Annotated in this window: 16 protein-coding genes; 6 read left to right on the top strand and 10 right to left on the bottom strand. The window is 71.5% G+C overall.

Features of this window, described 5'->3' with window-relative positions:
* Positions 1–164 precede the first annotated feature (164 nt).
* Entirely contained in the window at positions 165–464 is a 300-nt protein-coding gene (locus HNR73_RS37815) for a hypothetical protein (RefSeq protein ID WP_184792899.1), read from the top strand.
* A gap of 6 nt (positions 465–470) precedes the next feature.
* On the opposite strand, the gene hutI is transcribed toward HNR73_RS37815, so the two are convergent.
* The 4 genes from hutI to HNR73_RS37795 are packed head-to-tail and all read right to left on the bottom strand — an operon-like array spanning position 471 to position 6,392.
* A complete protein-coding gene (hutI, locus tag HNR73_RS37810; protein ID WP_184792898.1) occupies positions 471–1,631 on the bottom strand; it encodes an imidazolonepropionase in 1,161 nt (386 codons plus the stop codon).
* Entirely contained in the window at positions 1,628–2,449 is an 822-nt protein-coding gene (locus HNR73_RS37805) for a M55 family metallopeptidase (RefSeq protein WP_184792897.1), read from the bottom strand. Before HNR73_RS37805 ends, hutI begins: the two co-directional genes overlap by 4 nt.
* Positions 2,449–4,128: a urocanate hydratase gene (hutU, locus tag HNR73_RS37800; protein ID WP_184792896.1), complete on the bottom strand. Its 1,680-nt coding sequence runs from the start codon at positions 4,126–4,128 to the stop codon at positions 2,449–2,451. Before hutU ends, HNR73_RS37805 begins: the two co-directional genes overlap by 1 nt.
* A 56-nt stretch (positions 4,129–4,184) precedes the next feature.
* Complete coding sequence (locus HNR73_RS37795; RefSeq protein ID WP_184792895.1) at positions 4,185–6,392, bottom strand: hypothetical protein; 2,208 nt, start codon at positions 6,390–6,392, stop codon at positions 4,185–4,187.
* A gap of 108 nt (positions 6,393–6,500) precedes the next feature.
* Here HNR73_RS37795 and HNR73_RS41120 point away from each other — a divergent pair, with 108 nt between their 5' ends.
* Entirely contained in the window at positions 6,501–8,987 is a 2,487-nt protein-coding gene (locus tag HNR73_RS41120) for a S8 family serine peptidase (RefSeq protein ID WP_275414588.1), read from the top strand.
* A 1-nt stretch (position 8,988) separates the two neighbouring features.
* Here the strand turns inward: HNR73_RS41120 and HNR73_RS37785 are convergent, their stop codons facing one another.
* Positions 8,989–9,927: a helix-turn-helix domain-containing protein gene (locus HNR73_RS37785; protein WP_184792894.1), complete on the bottom strand. Its 939-nt coding sequence runs from the start codon at positions 9,925–9,927 to the stop codon at positions 8,989–8,991.
* Positions 9,928–9,998: 71 nt separating this feature from the next.
* Here HNR73_RS37785 and HNR73_RS41115 point away from each other — a divergent pair, with 71 nt between their 5' ends.
* Complete coding sequence (locus HNR73_RS41115) at positions 9,999–10,316, top strand: cupin domain-containing protein (RefSeq protein WP_184792893.1); 318 nt, start codon at positions 9,999–10,001, stop codon at positions 10,314–10,316.
* Positions 10,317–10,426: 110 nt separating this feature from the next.
* Here the strand turns inward: HNR73_RS41115 and HNR73_RS37775 are convergent, their stop codons facing one another.
* Positions 10,427–11,056 (bottom strand): hypothetical protein, encoded by a 630-nt coding sequence (locus tag HNR73_RS37775; RefSeq protein ID WP_184792892.1) that lies wholly within the window; start codon positions 11,054–11,056, stop codon positions 10,427–10,429.
* 136 nt (positions 11,057–11,192) lie between these two features.
* Here HNR73_RS37775 and murQ point away from each other — a divergent pair, with 136 nt between their 5' ends.
* Positions 11,193–12,110 (top strand): N-acetylmuramic acid 6-phosphate etherase, encoded by a 918-nt coding sequence (gene murQ / locus HNR73_RS37770; RefSeq protein ID WP_184792891.1) that lies wholly within the window; start codon positions 11,193–11,195, stop codon positions 12,108–12,110.
* Here murQ and HNR73_RS37765 read toward each other — a convergent pair.
* Positions 12,107–12,988, bottom strand: coding sequence for a LysR family transcriptional regulator (locus tag HNR73_RS37765; RefSeq protein ID WP_184792890.1), 882 nt, complete (start codon positions 12,986–12,988; stop codon positions 12,107–12,109). The two genes, murQ and HNR73_RS37765, sit on opposite strands and share 4 nt — an antisense overlap.
* A 96-nt stretch (positions 12,989–13,084) precedes the next feature.
* Here HNR73_RS37765 and HNR73_RS37760 point away from each other — a divergent pair, with 96 nt between their 5' ends.
* Positions 13,085–14,467, top strand: a complete 1,383-nt coding sequence (locus tag HNR73_RS37760; RefSeq protein ID WP_184792889.1) for an MFS transporter — start codon at positions 13,085–13,087, stop codon at positions 14,465–14,467.
* Between the two features lie 41 nt (positions 14,468–14,508).
* On the opposite strand, the gene HNR73_RS37755 is transcribed toward HNR73_RS37760, so the two are convergent.
* Positions 14,509–15,330 (bottom strand): ABC transporter permease, encoded by an 822-nt coding sequence (locus tag HNR73_RS37755; RefSeq protein WP_184792888.1) that lies wholly within the window; start codon positions 15,328–15,330, stop codon positions 14,509–14,511.
* The gene (locus HNR73_RS37750) at positions 15,327–16,301 is read right to left on the bottom strand and encodes an ATP-binding cassette domain-containing protein (RefSeq protein ID WP_239122342.1); all 975 of its coding nucleotides are present in this window, start codon (positions 16,299–16,301) and stop codon (positions 15,327–15,329) included. Before HNR73_RS37750 ends, HNR73_RS37755 begins: the two co-directional genes overlap by 4 nt.
* A gap of 113 nt (positions 16,302–16,414) precedes the next feature.
* Here HNR73_RS37750 and HNR73_RS37745 point away from each other — a divergent pair, with 113 nt between their 5' ends.
* Complete coding sequence (locus HNR73_RS37745) at positions 16,415–16,987, top strand: TetR/AcrR family transcriptional regulator (protein ID WP_184792886.1); 573 nt, start codon at positions 16,415–16,417, stop codon at positions 16,985–16,987.
* A 36-nt stretch (positions 16,988–17,023) separates the two neighbouring features.
* Here the strand turns inward: HNR73_RS37745 and HNR73_RS37740 are convergent, their stop codons facing one another.
* On the bottom strand, positions 17,024–17,986 hold the full coding sequence (locus HNR73_RS37740; RefSeq protein ID WP_184792885.1) for a GlxA family transcriptional regulator: 963 nt from the start codon (positions 17,984–17,986) through the stop codon (positions 17,024–17,026).
* Positions 17,987–18,177 lie beyond the last annotated feature (191 nt).

Genomic DNA, 18,177 nt, shown 5'->3' with positions numbered 1-18,177 from the left:
CTGGCGAGGCGACGAGGGTGGCATAACGCCAGAGGTTACGCCTAAAAAGGTCGTATAGGAACCCCTGAACGGCGCGGCGACCTGCACAGTGTCCATTGTGGTGGTGTTCGTACGCCTTTCGTTGATCTTGGGGGAGTTCGCCGAAGGCGGGTATGTTCCCTCCCATGCCCCAGAAAACACGCCCCGAGACCGCCCGCGACGTCACCATGTTGTCGGGGCTTTCGCTGTTCCTCGGGTTCATCGCGCTGCTCTGGTCGGCGGTGGCGACCTTCGGGAAGGACTACCCGCAGAGTGTGTCGGCCGCGCTGCTGGGTATCGGGCTCATGCTCGCCGGGATCGGCATCCGCCTGAAGCTGCTCGCGCCCCTCCCCGGACCGGAACCGCTGGCGGAACCGGCCGGGAAGGACTCCGGCGAGTGGCCGGCCGGACCCGGTGAGGGTTACGGGGATCCGGACGGCAAGTAGGCCTTCCTAGACCACGACCTCTCCCCCGCGCAGCACCCGCCGCACGAGCGGCACGCCGGGCCGGTAGGCGAGGTGCAGCGCGCTGGGAGCGTCCAGAATGGACAGATCGGCGCGCGAGCCGGGCACCAGGCGCCCGACATCGGTGCGGCGCAGGGCCTTCGCGCCGCCGACGGTCGCGGCGAGGATCGCCTCGGGGACCGTCATGCGCATCTCCCGGACGGCCAGCGCGACCATGAGCGGCATGCTCGACGTGTAGCAGGAACCGGGATTGCAGTCGCTGGCGATCGCCACCGAGACACCGGCGTCGATGAGCCGGCGCGCGTCGGGATAGGGCTGGCGGGTGGAGAACTCCACCCCCGGCAGCAAAGTGGCCACGGTCGACGACGAGGCGAGCGCGTCGACGTCGGCGTCCGACAGGAACGTGCAGTGGTCGGCCGAGGCCGCCCCCAGTTCCACCGCCAGCCGGACGCCCGGGCCCTCCCCGAGCTGGTTGGCGTGCACGCGCAGGCCGAGGCCGTGCTTCGCCGCCGCGGTGAGGATCGCGCGGGCGGCGTCGGCGTCGAAGGCCCCCCGCTCGCAGAACACGTCGGCCCACTTCGCGTAGGGCGCGCAGGCGTCGAGCATCTCCCCGGCGGCGAGCGCGACATAGTCGGCCGGGTCGGCGCCGGCGGGGACGACGTGGGCGCCGAGATAGGTGGTCTCGGCGGTGAACTCGCGCGCGATCCGCAGCGAACGGGACTCGTCCACAGTGGACAGGCCGTAGCCGCTCTTGATCTCCAGCGTCGTCGTGCCCTGGCGCAGGGCCTCGGCGACGTGGCGGGCGGCGTTGGCGCGCAGGGTCTCGTCGGTGGCGGCACGGGTGGCCGCCACGGTCGTGCGGATCCCGCCCGCCTGATAGGACTCCCCCGCCATGCGCGCGGCGAACTCCGCCGACCGGTCCCCGGCGAAGATCAGGTGCGCGTGGCTGTCGACGAAGCCGGGCAGCACGGCCCCGCCCTCGGCCGACAGCCGCTCGTCGGCGGCCGGAGCCGAGTCGGCGGTCCCGACCCAGGCGACCTTGCCGCCGTCGATGACGAGCGCGGCATCGCGCACGACCCCCGTCGGGCCCTCCCCGAGGGACGGGTCGCAGGTGGTGAGCTCGGCGATGCCGTCGAGGAGCAGGCTCATACCGGCACCGAGGCCACGGTCGTCACCAGCATCATCACGCGGTACGCCTCCTCGTAGGAGTCGGTCTCGAAGCGGACGGTGCGGCCGCCGACGCGTGACACACCGGGGATGAGCACGGCGAGGTCGACGATGTAGGGCCGGTGCACGTCCATCTCCAGCTCGATCGGCCCGTCGGCGGCCACCGGCGCGATCGAGGCGCGCCTGGCCACGGCACGGGCCGCGCCCTCCCGCAAGCGCGAGTTGATCACCTTGGGGTGCACCGTCTCGGCGGAGGCCTGCCCGACCGCGCGCTTGACCTCGACGGCGATCCCGCCGGGCACCACGTCGGTGAACTCGGCACAGGCCGCGTCGTCGCCCGAGCAGAAGACCACCGGAGCGCCGATCCGCCCGGCGAGCATCGCGTTGACGCCGATCTCGCCGACCGAGCGGCCGTTGACCCGCACGTCCAGGTTCGCGCCGTTCATGGTGTGCGACAGCACGGCCGGGCCCGCGCCGGACCTGGCGTGGTAGCCGACGAACAGGACCGCGTCGGCACCGTCCTGCACACCGTCCATCATGGACATCGCGCGCGGACGGCCGCGGATCAGCGTCACGCGCGGATCCAGGTCCTCGACCAGGATGTTGCGGAACTGGCCGTGCGCGTCGGCGACCCGCACCGAGGCGCCAGGCTCGGTCTCCAGGACGCCGTTGATGACCGCGTTGACCTCGGCGGTCATCAGGCGCCGGAAGCGCTCGTAGTCGGGCTTGCCGATGGTGACGTCGTCCCAGTGCGCGACCCCGCCGACGCCCTCCATGTCGGCGGAGATGAGGACCCGCATCAGCCCTCCCGCATCGGGACGCGCACGCCGGTCTCGGCGGCGACCTGTTCGGCCCGCTCGTAACCGGCGTCGACGTGGCGGATGACGCCCATGCCCGGGTCGTTGGTGAGGACGCGCTGGATCTTCTGCGCGGCAAGGGCCGTGCCGTCGGCGACGGTCACCTGCCCGGCGTGGATCGACCGGCCCATCCCGACGCCGCCACCGTGGTGGATCGACACCCACGAGGCACCCGAGGCGACGTTGACCATCGCGTTGAGCAGCGGCCAGTCGGCGATCGCGTCCGATCCGTCCAACATGGACTCGGTCTCCCGGTACGGGGAGGCGACCGAGCCGCAGTCGAGGTGGTCGCGGCCGATCACCAGCGGCGCCTTGAGCGTCCCGTCGGCGACCATCTCGTTGAAGCGTTCGCCGGCTTTGTCGCGCTCGCCGTAGCCGAGCCAGCAGATGCGGGCGGGGAGGCCCTGGAAGGCGACGCGCTCGCCGGCGAGTTTGATCCAGCGGGCGAGGGATTCGTTTTCGGGGAAGAGGTCGAGGATCGCCTTGTCGGTCTTGTGGATGTCGGAGGGGTCGCCGGACAGCGCCGCCCAGCGGAACGGGCCCTTGCCCTCACAGAACAGTGGCCGGATGTAGGCGGGAACGAAGCCGGGGAAGTCGAAGGCGCGGTCGTAGCCGCCGAGTTTCGCCTCGCCGCGGATGCTGTTGCCGTAGTCGAAGACCTCGGCACCGGCGTCCATGAACCCGACCATGGCCTCGACGTGCTTGGCCATCGCCTGGCGCGAGCGGTCGGTGAACTCCTCGGGTTTCCTGGCGGCGTAGTCGGGCGCGTCGGGCAGGTCGATGCCGTCGGGCAGGTACGCGAGGGGGTCGTGCGCGGAGGTCTGGTCGGTGACGATGTCGATCGGCACGCCCATCCGCAGCAGTTTCGGGACGAGGACGGCGGCGTTGCCGACGACGCCGACCGACAACGCCTTCTTCGCCGTGCGCGCGTCGACGGCCAGTTTCACGGCCTCGTCGAGGTCGGCGGCGACGACGTCGAGGTAGCGGGTCTCGACGCGGCGGCGCAGGCGCACCGGGTCGACGTCGATGATCAGGCAGGCCCCGCCGTTCATGGTGACCGCGAGGGGCTGCGCGCCGCCCATCCCGCCGCAACCGGCGGTGAGGGTGAGCGTCCCGGCGAGGGTGCCGCCGAAGCGCTTCTCGGCGACGGCCGCGAAGGTCTCGTAGGTGCCCTGGAGGATGCCCTGGGTGCCGATGTAGATCCAGGAACCGGCCGTCATCTGGCCGTACATCATCAGCCCGAGCTGCTCAAGGCGGCGGAACTCCGGCCAGGTCGCCCAGTCGCCGACCAGGTTCGAGTTGGCCAGCAGCACCCTCGGCGCCCACTCGTGGGTCTGCATGACGCCGACCGGCCGTCCACTTTGGACGAGCATGGTCTCGTCGGCCTTGAGCGTGGTCAGCGTACGCAGGAGGGCGTCGAAGCTCGGCCAGTCGCGGGCCGCCTTGCCGGTGCCGCCGTAGACGACGAGCTGGTCGGGGGCCTCGGCGACGTCGGGGTCCAGGTTGTTCTGGAGCATCCGGTATGCGGCCTCGGTCTGCCAGTTGTCGCAGGTCAGGGCCGTGCCGACGGGGGCTCGCACCGGTCGGGGTCCGCTCGTGGGAGCGTCGTTGCTCTCGGTCATGAGGCCGAGCGTACCGATGATCACCGGATGCGGGAGGCTGTGGTGCGCTAGGGCATTCACTTGCCGACGGTCCCGTCGAGGAACCAGTCCTCGACCATCTTGGCGTCGCCCACGGGGTCGATGTCGGCGATGCTCGCGTCGGCCGCCTCCAGTTTGATCTTGGGGCCGTACTCGGGGTGCTGCTTGAGGAAGGCGATGATCTCCTCGTCGGTCTTGTGCACCAGCTCCTTCGAGGCGCTCTTGGCGACGATCTCCTCGGGCAGCGCCAGCAGCATCTCGCGCTGCATCCGGTGCGACTGGAACTCCGCCCGCAGGGTCCCCAGGGACTGCAGGCGGCCCTGGACGCTCTGCGCCCGGTGCGCCAGCTCGTGGGTGAGCGCGCTGGCCATGTCGTCACCGGCGCGCAGGATGATGAAGTCACCGCGCCCGGAGTAGAAGCCGTGATAGTTCTTCCGGCCGAAGTCCCTCATCAAGGCGATGGCGTGGGCGTCGACCTCGGCGGCGGGGACCTGGCCGGACGCGCGGACGATGCGCTTGAACTCGCCGAGGGTGCCGCCGGCGTTGCCGGGCAGGTAGAAGGCGATCTTCTTGCCCGCGACGAGGTTGGTCGCGGCACCGTCGACGGCTTTCGCCAGGGCCTGCCGCGGCCCGTCCTTCTCGGCGGCGGCGGCGATCTGGGCGAGGAGCTGCTCCAGGGCCTCGGCGGCGCTCTTGCCGCCGCCGAGCTTCTCGAAGAGCGCGGCGAACAGGCGACCTCGGGTCGTCGCGGGCAGCGCGGCCCGGCCCATCTCGGCGTTGAGCCCGATCATCGCCTTGACACCGCCCTTCTCGACCAGCGCCATCGCCGTGCGCAGTTTCTTGAAGGCGTCCATCGCCCCGGTGAAGCTCAAACCGAGGTCGATCAGGTCGAGGGCCAGCCACAGCAGCCCCGGCTCGTCGGTGGAGATCGCCTGGGCCTGGTCGAGGCTCATCATGTTCTCGGCCTTGGCGAGGCTGTACTCCTTGTAGTGCTCGTAGAGGTTGTTGAGGCTGAAGGCGGCGCCGACGGCGGCCGAGGCCACCGCGAGCCCGGCGAGGAGGGTGCCGCCGCCGCTGGGGATCGCACCGAGGAGGCCGAGCCCGATGCTGACGACCGCGGCGATCTTGGCGACCATCGACGCGTCGGCGCCTTTCGCCGACGCGGCGGCCTTCTCGTCGACGATCCGGGCCTCCCAGGGCGCCAGGGCCATCTGGGTCTTGGTGAGCCCGACGACGCGCGAGTGCTTCCACGGGTTGTAGTCCTTGGTCCCGATGGCCTCGCGGACCTCTTTGATGCTCTTGAGGCGTTCGTCGATGGTCGAGTACAGGGAGGCCGCGAGGCCCTGCCTGCTCTTGCCGACCAGGTCGAACAGACGGGTGGCGGCGTCGTCCTGCTTGGTGTAGGCCGCCAGGACGGGGTATTCGATCTGCTCCTTGGCGCAGGCGGCGTGGTACTCGTCCTCGGCGGCGACCCAGGTCTTGCGGGCCGCCTCGCGGGCCTGGACGGCGGGTGAGACGCCGGGCAGGAACAGCTCGATCTTGCGGGCGTCGTCGGCGGCGGCCTTGTCGGCGGCGGTGAACGCGGCCGAGACCCGGTCGGTCTCGGTCCGCTTGCCGGCCAGGCGGCGGGCGGCGTCGCGCAGGCCGGTCTGGAGGGGGCCGTCGTCCATCGAGTAGCTCGTGGTGATGCCCAGGAAGGTGTTCTCTTTGAGCCCGTAGTGGGCCATCTCGCCCTTGAGCTGGGTCTCGCTGCGCTTGAGCAGTTCGGTGGTGACCTCGTTGGCCCTGGTGATGAAGCGGCCCGAGGCGAAGACGACGTCGCCGAGGTCGCGCCCGAGCGGGCCGGTGAGGTCCTCGGCCATGTTCCGGCGCCGCTGCATCTCGTTGCGCAGGCGCTGTCGGCAGCGGCCGGTGAGGTCGAGGTCGGTGCCGTACCTGAAGTCCTGTGCCGGCTCGGCGGTGATGAAACGTTCGGCCCAGGCGATCGTCGCCGACCAGCCCAGCTCGGCGATGACGCGGTCGAGGAGCTTCTCGGTGGCGGTGGCATCAGGGGTCAGCTGCCGGTGCTCGTGCACGATCGCGCTGGAAGTGAGCTTCTCGCGCTGGACGTAGGCGACGGCGGCCCGGTTGCCCGCCGTCCGCTGGATACCGAGCAGGGGGTGACGGCCCGATCGATCGGCCCCCGGCCTCTCGCGGGAACGACGTGCCGGACGGTCCTCGGACCGCCCGTGTTCCAGGTTCCCCACCGCCTTCCATTCTCATCGGCGGAGTCTTCGCAGGTCATGCCCCTCGGGGCAGGTTTTCGGGCGACGTCGCTCCGAGCCGCCCGGGCGGGAACGGCCTAGAGTCGACGCGTGACCGAGTCGACGCCGCAGCCGCCCGCGCCCGAAGGCCGACTGGAGGCCGCGCCTCCGTCGCCGCCGCCCACGTCCGTCGGCACGCTCGAACCGCCGCCCCCGCCGGCCGCGCCGCCCGAGCGGCCGTCGACGTGGGGCCCGCTGGCCGCCGTTTACGCCGTGCTCGCCGGGCTGTGGGCGGTGACCTGGACCTTCGTGTTCCAGACCGGCGCGTGGGTGTGGTGGCAGTGGCTCCTCGGCACCGACGAGAAGGTCCCGGCGACGCTGTGGACGATGGTCGGGATCGCCAACGCGATCATGGTCGCCGCGGGCGCCCTGCCGATGCTGTTCATGCGGCGGTGGCGGGCGCTGTGGGTGACCGGCGGAGCGTGGCTGTCGGCGGCGGCGGTCCTGCTGGTGCTGGCCGCGACGAGGCTCGTGCCGGGCGTCGCCAACGAGGTACTGCTCGGGGTGCAAGGGGTCGGGGCGCTACTGCTCGCGGGGATCGCGTGGCTGGTGCGGCGACTGCGACGTGGTGAGGTCCCCGCCGTCGGCGTGCATGGCGAACCCGCCGCTGGGGCACGGCAGTGGTGGGCGGCCGTCGCGGGCGGCGTGGCGTTGCTGCCCTGGCTGTGGGCGGGCGGCCTGGGCAGCGTGTGGGAGACCCTCGCGGCGGCCGTGGCGGCCGTCGGGCTCGCGGCCCTGGCCGGGACGGTCCTCGGACGGCGCTTCTGGGCGCCGTTCACCGGCCTCGGCGGCTGGAAACTCGTGCTCGGCGGGGGCGCCGCGGCCGGAGCCGGACTGTACGTGCTGGGCGCGTCGGTCGGTGGGACGGGCGTGCAGGTCCCGCTGATGGTGATGCTGTCGGCGCTGGGCTTCGCTATCGCCGCGCTCCAGCGCGGATCGGCACGGGCCGGGCAGGTGGTGGCCTTCGCGGTCGCCCCGGCGGCCTTCGGGCCCCTCGCCTTCGTGGACTCCGACGAGTTCCTGCCGCTGATCCTCGGACCCGAGGACTTCGGCCGCTGGGCCGGGATCGCGCTGCTCATCGCGGTCGTCGCGGCCTGGGTCCTCGCCGTCGTGTACTGGGCCGGCGCACGCAGACTGCTGCGGCTGCCCGCCGTCGGCGCGGCGGTGACCGTCCTGGTCGTGGCGACCGCGTGCGCCGTCTACTTCACCGGCAATCCCGGCTTCAACGGCGAGCGGGTCGTCGTCGTCCTCGGCAGCCAGGCCGACCTCACCGGCGTCGACGCGATCCCCGACCGGAACCAGCGGCTCACCGAGACCTACCGGCGGCTCGTCGCGCACGCCGAGGAGACCCAGGCGTCGCTGCGATCCGAGCTGGACGACCGCGGACTGAACTACACGCCCTACTACCTCGTCAACGCGATCGAAGTCGAGACCGGCCTGGAGTCACGGCTGTGGCTCGACGACCGCGACGACGTCGCCGCCGTCCTGCTCAGCCCACAACTGCGGCCCGTACCCGAACCGGCGCCGGTGATGAACGGCCCCACGGTGCCGCTGAACGCGACCCAGCCCAACATCTCGATGATCGGCGCCCCCGACGCCTGGGCGTCCGACGTGGACGGAACCGGGATCACCATCGGCATCTCCGACTCCGGCGTCGACGGCACACATCCGGCGCTCGCCGACGGCTATCGCGGCGGGGACGACTCGTGGTTCGATCCCAACGGCGGCACCACGACCCCGAACGATCCCAACGGTCACGGCACACACGCGCTGGGACTGGCGCTCGGGAACGACGGGATCGGCGTGGCGCCGGGAGCGTCGTGGGTCGGGTGCATGAACCTCGGCCGCAACCTGGGCAACCCGGCGGACTACATCGCGTGCCTGCAGTTCATGCTCGCGCCCTACGCCAAGGGGGAGGACCCGTTCACCCAGGGCGATCCGACGCGTGCCCCGCACGTGCTGACCAACTCCTGGGGCTGCCCGACGATCGAGGGCTGCGACGTCAACGTGCTCGGCCCGGGGATCGACGCGCTCTCGGCGGCGGGGATCTTCGTGGTCGTGGCGGCGGGCAACTCGGGACCGACGTGCGGCAGCGCGTCGACGCCGCCACCGCGGTACGCGGAGTCGTACGCCGTCGGCGCGGTGGACAACGCGGCCAAGGTCGCCGGGTTCTCCAGCCGGGGCCCGGTCTCCGGCACCGGACTGGCCAAGCCGGACATCGCCGCGCCGGGCGTCGAGGTCGTGTCCTCGCTGCCGGGTGGCGGCTTCGGGCCCCTGTCGGGGACGTCGATGGCGACGCCCCACGTGGCCGGTGTCGTGGCGCTGATGTGGCAGGCGAACCCGAAGCTCATCGGCGACATCGCCGGCACGAAGGCGATCCTGGCGTCGACGGCGACCCCGGCGACGGGTGCGCTGGACATCCTCGACGAGGAGATCCCGGGCGGCCTCGACGAGTGCGGCGGGTCGAAGAACGTGGTCGGCGCCGGCGTGGTGAACGCGGGCGCGGCCGTGGCGGCGGCACGGGAGGCCGCCGAGTAGGTCAGCTCCGGGCCTCCCCGAACGCCCGCCGGTAGCCGGCGGGCGTCGTGCCCAGCCGGGCGCGGAAGTGCCGTCGCAGGTTCAGGGCGGAGCCGAGCCCGACCTTCCCGGCGACCGCGTCGACGGTCAGCTCGTCGCGCTCCAGCAGCTCACGGGCCGCGTCGATCCGCCGGGCGAGGACCCACTCGCCGGGCGGGACGCCGAGCTCGGTGGTGAACCGCCGCGCGAAGGTCCGCGACGACATGCGTGCCCGCGCCGCCATCGCCTCGACCGTCAAGGCCGTGCCGAGGCGCCCGGCGGCCCATTCCAGGACCCCGCCGAAGCCTTCCGGCTCGGGCGTGATCCGGCGCGCGTACTGTGACTGACCGCCTTCCCGGTGCGGCGGCAGGACCATGTGGCGCGCGATCTCGGCGGCGTGGGCGGCACCGTGGTCGCCGCGCACGACGTGCAGGCACAGGTCGACGCCCGCCGCGGTTCCCGCGCTCGTGGCGACGTCGCCGTGGTCGATGTACAGGACGTCCTCGTCGACGGCGACCAGCGGGAAACGCTCCGCCAGGGCGGCGGCCACGCGCCAGTGCGTCGTGGCCCGGCGCCCGTCGAGGAGCCCGGCCTCGGCGAGCACGAAGGCCGCCGTGCAGATCGCGAGGATCCGGGCGCCACGGGCGTGCGCGCGGCGGAGGGCGGTGAGGATCGCGTCGGGGACGTCGCGGCCCTGCCAGCCGGGGATGACGACCGTCTCGGCCTCGTCGAGGAGATCGAGGCCGTGCCCGACGGTCATGCCGTAGCCCGCGATCGTCGGCAGGACACCGGGTTCGAGCGCGCAGACCGCGAAGGAGTAGCGCGCGGGCAGGCCCGTCCGCGACAGGCCGAAGACCTCGGCCGCGCAGGCCAGTTCGAAAGGCGACTGCGGCGGATGGGCGAGCGCGACGACACGATGCATGGCAGAAATATATCCAACAATGACTTCTCTGCCACTGCCCGGCGCGGCACCGTGCGGACAAGATCGAGTCCATGACCACCGCACCGGAAGACTTCGTCACCAGCGTCCACCTCGACGACATCACCCCCACCGACATCGCCCCCGGCATCACCCGCCTCGCCCTCCCCGGCAACGCCGTCGCCGCCCGCGCCTTCGACTTCGCCCCCGGGACCCGGTGGCCGGAAGTCGACCAGCACCCCGCCGACGAGCTCGTCTACGTCGCCGACGGCGAGCTCCTCGACAACGGCCGGCGCTACCCCGCCGGGTCGTTCCTGCACTACTGGCCGGGTTCGCGGCACCAGCCGGGCACGGAGACGGGGGCGCGGATCATGGTGTTCACCGCCGCCTGACGACACGAGGAGACGCCCCACGCGTTTCGCGCGGGGCGTCCCTTCCCAGTCAAGACCCCCGGGGCCGTCCACGGCGTCCACCACGACGCCGCCGACGGCGTGACCGCGCGCTAGATCTGCGCGCCCTCCCACCTCTCGGCGAGGAACTTGTAGCCGTTGGCCTCGGCTTCGAGCCAGGCCCCGTATTCGCCGCCGTCGGGCGTCGCGCGCCAGACCTTCTCCCTGCGGACATCGATGACGACGGGTGTGGCACCCGCATAGATCTCGGGCATGGCCTCGCGGGCCAGCCAGAGCATCGCCTCGGCGTCGGTGCCGGGCAGCGGGTCGGCCTTCACGTACAGCCACAGGGCTTCCTTGTGGCCGTCGGGGAAGGCGAGGAGCATGTGCGGGGTCACCCGCACCGTCACGGACTCGTTGTGCCAGCGCCCGGTGTGCACCGGCAGGGGGCGTGTGTCGGCGAAGTCCGGCAGGACCTTGAGCCAGCCTTCCACGACCGACTCGTAATGCGCCTTCTTGTACTGCGGGGCGGCGTCGAGCACCGCCTTGCAGATGGCCGCGTCGTCGTTGGCACGGCGGCCGGAGACCATCGCGTTGATGATCCGGCGGTAGAAGTCCCGGGCCGGGGAGTAAGGCTCGGTGTACTGGGTGAGCTGGCGGGTTACCACGTCCACCCGTGCGGCGCCGCGGGTCCGCAGGAAGTTGACGAATCCATTGAGGGTGATCTCGAACTGGCTGGGCATTTTTGTACCCCTCCCTCCGCGTCTGTACCCCTTACTTTAGGCGTGGGGTACGACAGTTTTCCATGTCACCGAAGCGTTGCTAGCCTTCAAGGCGGAGCCTCCATGGCGGAGGAAAGCTCCGAGCTTGGGGAGATTGATGACGACGGTCAACGACGCGGCCACCTTGGCGGAACTCGGCACCGAGCAGGCCGACGCGAGATACGCCCACATCGACCGCATGTCCGTGGGCGAGTTGGCCGCGACCATGAACGACGCCGACGCCGAGGTGCCCCGCGCGGTCGCCCGGGCGCTCCCCGAGATCACCGCGGCCATCGAGGCGATCGTGCCGCGCCTGAAGGCGGGCGGCCGCATCCGCTACGTGGGCGCGGGCACCGCCGGGCGGGTGGCCGTCGTCGACGCCTCCGAGGCTCCGCCGACCTACGGCACGCCCCCCGAGTTCATCCAGGCGATCCTGGCCGGCGGCCCCGACGCGCTGGTGCTGTCGACCGAAGGCGCCGAGGACGACGAGGCCGCCGCGGTTGCCGCGATCGACGAGAACCGGGTCGGCCCGAACGACGTGGTCATCGGCATCGCGGCCAGCGGCCGCACGCCTTTCGCGATCGCCGCCGTGGCGCGGGCGCGGGAACTGGGGGCGCTGACCGTCGGGATCTCCTGCAACACCGGGACGCGGCTGTCGGCGACCGCCGAGCACGCCATCGAGATCAACGTCGGGCCGGAGGTCGTGGCGGGTTCGACACGGCTGAAGTCGGGCACGGCGCAGAAGCTCGTGCTGAACATGATCTCGACGATCGCGATGGTGCAGCTCGGCAAGACCTACGGCAACCGCATGGTCGACATGCAGATCCTCAACGACAAGCTCGCCGTGCGGGCCGCGCGGATGGTCGCCGAGATCACCGGCGTCGCCTTCGACGCCGCCGAGACCGCGCTGGCCAAGGCCGGCAACAACACCAAGCTCGCGGTCCTGATGATCGAGCGCGGCGTGGACGCCGAGACCGGCCGCGACATGCTCGCCGCCGCCGGCGGACGGCTCGGTGCCGCCCTCGGCGAGTCCTAGGCCACCACTTTCCGGGCGGTGTCGGCGAAGGCCCGCACCGCCCGGTTCTCGTCCCCGGCACGCCAGACCAGGCCGTAGTCGACCGGCTCGGCGGCCAGCGGGACGTAGACGACGTTCGGGCGCGGGTGGTAGTCGGCGGCGTGCGCCGGTGACAGCAGCGCGCCCTTCCCCGCGCCGACGAGGGTCAGCGCCTCCTGGAAGTTGCCGACCGCCGCTCCGCGCGGGATCTCCCGGCCCGACGGCGTTCTGGGCGGAGCGTGGAAGTCGCGCCAGTAGGACGGCGGCTCGCCCTCGAAGTCGAGCAGCGCCACCCCCGCGAGGTCCTCGACGGTCACCTCGCCGCGCCCGGCCAGCGGATGTCCCTTGTGGACGGCGAGCGTGCGCTTCTCCGACAGCAGCACCGGACCGGCGTCCAGGTCGCTCTCCCGGACCGGGAAGGCGGTCAGCTGGACGTCGAACTCGCCCTGCCGCAGCAGCCCGAAGGGGTCGTTGAACGGGACCTCGCAGATCTCGACGGCGACGTCGGGGTGCCGGCCGCGCATGGCCTCGGCGGCCTTGACGACGGCCTCGCCGGTGAGCGGGTTGGTGAAGCCGACGAGCAGGACCTCGTCGATCCCCTTCGCCGAGGCGATCGCGCGGGCCATCGCGGCCTTGATGCCGCGCTGGTGCGGTTCGAGGTCGTCGCGCAGCCGGCGCCCGAGAGTGGTCAAGGCCACGCGCCTGCTGGTGCGCGCGAACAGGGGTGCGCCGACGCGGCGTTCGAGTCGCTGGACGAGCTGGCTGACCCGGGCGCGGGACAGCCGCATGCGCTCGGCGGTGCGCCCGAAGTGCAGTTCCGTCGCCAGGATCAGGAAACAGTCGAGCTCGTCGCAGTCCACCGGTGGGGTCCTCTCGGGCGATCGTTCAGTGTCAGTGAACGAAGCGTTGCGATCTTCGCCGTTGTTCCCCGCCCCCGGCCCGGTGATGTTGGGGGAATGACAAAGCGTGAGTGGGGCGTGCTGTTCGTCCTGTGCGGAGCGATCTTCCTGGAGGGCATCGACATCGCGATGCTCAACATCGCCCTTCCGGCGATCCGGGCCGATCTGGGCATGAGCACCGGTGAGCTCCAGTGGGTGGTGAGCGCCTATGTGCTCGGCTACGGCGGGTTCATGCTCGTCGGCGGGCGGGCGGCCGACCTGTTCGGGCGGCGGCGGATGTTCGTGGCGTGGCTGGCGGTGTTCCTGGCCTTCTCGGGCCTCGGCGGTTTCGCCGAGGAGGGCTGGGTGCTGATCGTGGCGCGGTTCGTGACCGGTGTGGCGGCGGCGTTCATGACCCCGGCGGGCCTGTCGATCATCACGACGAGCTTCGCCGAGGGCGCGGCCCGCAACCGGGCGCTGCTGATCTATTCGGGGACGGCGGCGGGCGGCTTCTCGGTCGGGCTGGTCGTCGGCGGGCTGCTCACCGCGGTGGACTGGCGCTGGGTGTTCGGCGCGCCGGTGGTGCTGTCGGCGGTGGTGCTGATCGCCGCGCTGGTGCTGATCCCGGCTTCGGCGCGGCCGGAGCGGACGGGACGCCGGGTGGACCTGGCCGGCGGGATCGCCGTGACGGCCGGGATCGTGCTTCTCGTACTGGGTGTGGAGCGGGCCACTCATGCCGGCGCGGGCATGACGGCGCTGACGATCGGGGCCGGCCTGGCCGCCTTCGCGGCCTTCGCGGTGATCGAGCGGCGCAGCGAGTTCCCCTTGGTACGGCTGAGGATCCTGCGTTCGGCCGCGCTGATCCGCGCCAACCTGGCGACCCTGCTGATGGCCGCGGCCTTCTTCGGCTTCCAGTTCCTGGCGGTGCTGTACATGCAGGAGCTGCGCGGGTGGTCCACATTGGAGACGAGCTTCGCGCTGCTGGTGATGGGCGTCGACGTGGTCCTGGCACCGACGCTGACACCCTGGCTGGTCAGGCGTTTCGGCACCGGCCGGGTCATCTTCGGCGGGCTGGCCGCCGCGGTGGTCGCGTACGTACTGTTCCTGCCGATCGCCTCGGACTGGACCTACGCGGCGATGTTCCCGAGCCTGCTGCTGATCGGGCTGTCGTTCTCGCTGGCCTACGGACCGCTGACGATCGCGGCCACCGACGGGATCGCCGAGGAGGAGCAGGGCCTGGCGGGCGGACTGCTGTACACGTCGTTCCAGTTCGGGGCCGCGCTCGGCCTGTCGACGGTGACGGCCGTGAACGTGGCCGCCACGCACGGGACCGGCGCCGCCGCGATGCTCGGCGGTTACCGGGCCGCGCTGGTCGTGCCGCTCGCGCTGGCGGTCGTCGCGGCCGTGGTGAGCGCATTCGGCCTGCGGCGGGTGCGGGTGCCGGAGACCGTCGCCGCCTGAGCACGCGCGGGTCCGTCCAGCGTGGACGGACCCGCGCTCGTTCACCGGCTGAGCCGGCGGTACTTGCGCATGCACAGCGGCAGGAACACCACGAAGGCGACCAGTGGCCAGGCGATCGCCAGCACGATGGCGTTGTCGGTCGCCCAGGATCCGTCGACCACGCCGGGGTTGCCGAAGAGCTCCCGGCACGCGGTAACAGTCGCCGACAGGGGATTCCACTCGGCGACGTAACCCAGCCAGGTCGGCATCTGCGCGGGCGAGACGAAGGTGTTGGCCACCATCGTCAGCGGGAACAGCACCATCCAGGCCGCTCCGGCCGCCTCGGGCTTCAGCAGCAGACCGAGGTAGATGCCGACCCAGATCATCGCGAAACGCAGCAGCAGCAACAGTCCCGCCGCCGCGAGCGCGCCGTCCAGTCCGTTGTGCCAGGACCAGCCGATCGCCATGCCGCAGCCGAGCAGGATGATCAGTTCGAGGGCGGCGTTGATGATGTCGCTGAAACTGCGGCCCAGGACGACGCCGGCCTGCGACATCGGCATCGTGCGGAAGCGGTCGGTGACGCCTTCGGAGGCGTCGGAGCTGGTGACGGCCATCGTGCCCATGACGCCGTTGGCCATGGCCTGCGCGAACATGCCCGGCATGAGGAACTCGGCGTAGTCGCCGCCGCCTTCGACGGTCATCGCCGAACCGAGGACGAGACCGAAGAGCGCGACCATGACGATCGGGTATAGCAGCCCGCCGATGGCGACGGCGGGGTTGCGTATCCAGTGGACGAGGCCGCGCGTGGTGATGGTCCAGCCGTCCTTGAAGGCCCACACCAGGTGGTACCCGAGGGTGGGGCGGGTGTCGTCGATGACGGTCATCGCGTCTCCTTGGCGTCGTCGGGGATGTGCTGACCGGTGAGGCGCAGGAAGGCCTCGTCCAATGTGGGGCGCCGCAGTGCGACGTCCTCGACCTCGACGTTCTGCTCCTCCAGGTCGCGCAGAACCGTGGTGAGCACGCCGATCCGGTCGCGGGCCGGGGCCCGCAGGCGCCGCTCGTCGGGTTCGATGTCCACTTCGGACCCGGTGACGCGGGCGAGGGTTTTGGCGGCGGCGTCGATGGCCCCGGCGTCGCGGACGACCAGGTCGATCTGGTCGCCGCCGATCATGGCCTTGAGGCCGTCGGGGGTGTCCTCGGCGACGATGCGCCCGCCCGCCCCCGGAAGCGCGGCGAGCACGGCGATCCGGTCGGCGAGCTGGTCGGCCTCGTCGAGGTACTGGGTGGTCAGCAGGACGGTCGTGCCCTCGTCCACAAGGGAGCGGACGGCCGACCAGACCTCGTTGCGATTGCGCGGATCCATGCCGGTGGTCGGCTCGTCGAGGAACAGCACCCGGGGCGCGAGGATGAGGCTGGTGGCCAGGTCGAGGCGTCGGCGCATGCCGCCGGAGTAGTGCTTGGCGCGACGGTCGGCGGCGTCGGTGAGGCCGAACTGGTCGAGCAGTTCGCCCGCCCGGCGCCGGGCCCGTTTCTTGCCGATGTGGTAGAGCAGGCCCCACATCTCCAGGTTCTCGCGGCCGGTGAGGATCTCGTCGACGGCCGTGGACTGGCCGGTCAGCCCGATGCGCCGGCGGACCTCGCCCGGGCGCCGGGCGACGTCGAAACCGGCGACCCGGGCGCTACCGCCGTCGGCGCGCAGCAGGGTCGCCATGATGCGGATGGCCGTGGTCTTGCCCGAGCCGTTCGGGCCGAGGAGACCGCAGACGGTGCCCTCCTTGACCCGCAGGTCGAAACCGGCGAGCGCCTCGGTCTTGCCGAAGGTCTTGCGAAGTCCGTCGGCGACGAGTGCGTGCACGGGACTCACCTCCTTGTTTTGGGTTGCCGAGACTACCATTTTGGAACATGAATGTTCCATATGGATACCTGAATGTCCCGGAAGAGTGTCCGGACGCCCGCTACGATCGGCCCATGACCAGCACGTCCGCCGACTCGCCGACCAGAAGCCGCACCCGGCGCGCGATCCTCGCCGCCGCCGCCACCACGCTGTCCCGCAACCGGGCGGCGACCCTCGCCGAGATCGCCGAGGCCGCGCAGGTCGGCCGCACCACCGTGCACCGCTACTTCCCCGACCGGGACGAACTGGTCAAGGCGACCGTCGCCGACTCCATCGACGTCATCAACCAGTCGATCTTCGACGCGAAACTCGACGAGGGCCCGACCCGCGAGGCGATGCGCCGACTGATCACGGCGATGGTCGACACCTACGAGCGGATGATGTTCGTCTGGGGCGAACAGGGCATGCTCGAACTCATCGACGAGGCCGACACCGACGACGCCGCCGACCGCGCCGTCCGCGACCTCATCGCGCGCGGCCAGACCGAAGGCGTCCTCGACCCCGAGGTCAGCGTCGACTGGATCCAGCAGACGCTGTGGGCGCTGACCTACACCGGCGGCGAGGCGGGCGCGAAAGGGCAACTGCCGCGACACGGGGTCGCCGCGGTGGTGATCCGGACCTTCGAGCGCGGGATCGTGGTGGGATAAAGGCCGGTCGCGCCCGCCGGGCTCGTCGCACGGCAGTCAGCGCGGCCGGAACGCCCGCCGGTACGCCTGCGGCGTGGTGTGCAGCGACCCGGCGAAGTGCTGCCGCAGATTCACCGCCGTACCGAAACCGCAACTCGCGGCGACCTCCTCGACCGACAGCGCGGTCGTCTCCAGCAACTCCTGCGCACGATGCACGCGCTGCCGCAGCAGCCACCGCAGCGGCGTCGTCCCCGTCTGCGCCCGGAACCACCGGTTCAGCGTCCGGGGACTCACCGCCGCCTCCCGCGCGATCTCGGCCAGCGTCACCGGCTCACCGAGCCGGTCGCGCATCCAGCGCATCGTCGGTTCGAGCGAACCGACGTCGCGCGGCTCGGGGTGGACGATGAACTGCGCCTGGTCGCCCTCGCGCTGCGGCGCGACCACGATGTGCCGCGCGACCTCGGCGGCCACCGCCGCACCGAAGTCGGTGCGCACCATGTGCAGGCACATGTCGAGCCCCGTCGCCACACCCGCCGAGGTGAGCACGTCCCCGTCGTCGATGAACAGGACGTTCGGGTCCACCTCGACCGGCGGGAACGCCCCCGCCATCAGCTCCGCGAAGGCCCAGTGCGTCGTCGCGCGACGGCCGTCGAGGAGCCCGGCGGCGGCCAGCACGAACGCGCCACTGCAGATCGAGGCGATCCGGGCGCCACGAGCGTGCGCGGCCCGCAGAGCGTCGAGCGCCTCCGCCGACGGGGACACCCCGAAGGACCCGCCCGGCACGACGACCGTGTCGGCCGACCGGAGTTCGTCCAATGTGTACGGAGCCGTCAGCCGGTACAGCTCGACGCCACCGCCGTCCATCTCGACGCTGTTGACGGTCAAGCCCCGGCGCTCGCCGCACACGACGACCTCGTAGAGCCGGGCGCCGTCCGCTCGCGCGGTGGTGAACACCTGCGCGGGTATCGCGAGGTCGAGCGCCACGACCCGGTCGACGACGAGGATCGCGACTCGATGCATGGCGCGAATCTATCGAAGGGTGTCAACGCGGGCACTGTTGGTGAAGGGTCGGATTCGCGACGATCGACGGGTCTCGATCACCGACCTGAAGGAGACGGCATGCCCAACGGGTCCATCGGCCCGGCACGCGATCTCGGCTCCACCTGGAACAGGGACGCCTTCGAGCGACGCGAAGGCGTCTGCGCCTGACC

Origin of the sequence: Phytomonospora endophytica (assembly GCF_014202425.1) — a bacterium.
GTDB lineage: Bacteria > Actinomycetota > Actinomycetes > Mycobacteriales > Micromonosporaceae > Phytomonospora > Phytomonospora endophytica.
The sequence above is the reverse complement of the archived record's forward strand: the minus strand, read 5'-3'. Positions and strand labels throughout refer to the sequence as shown.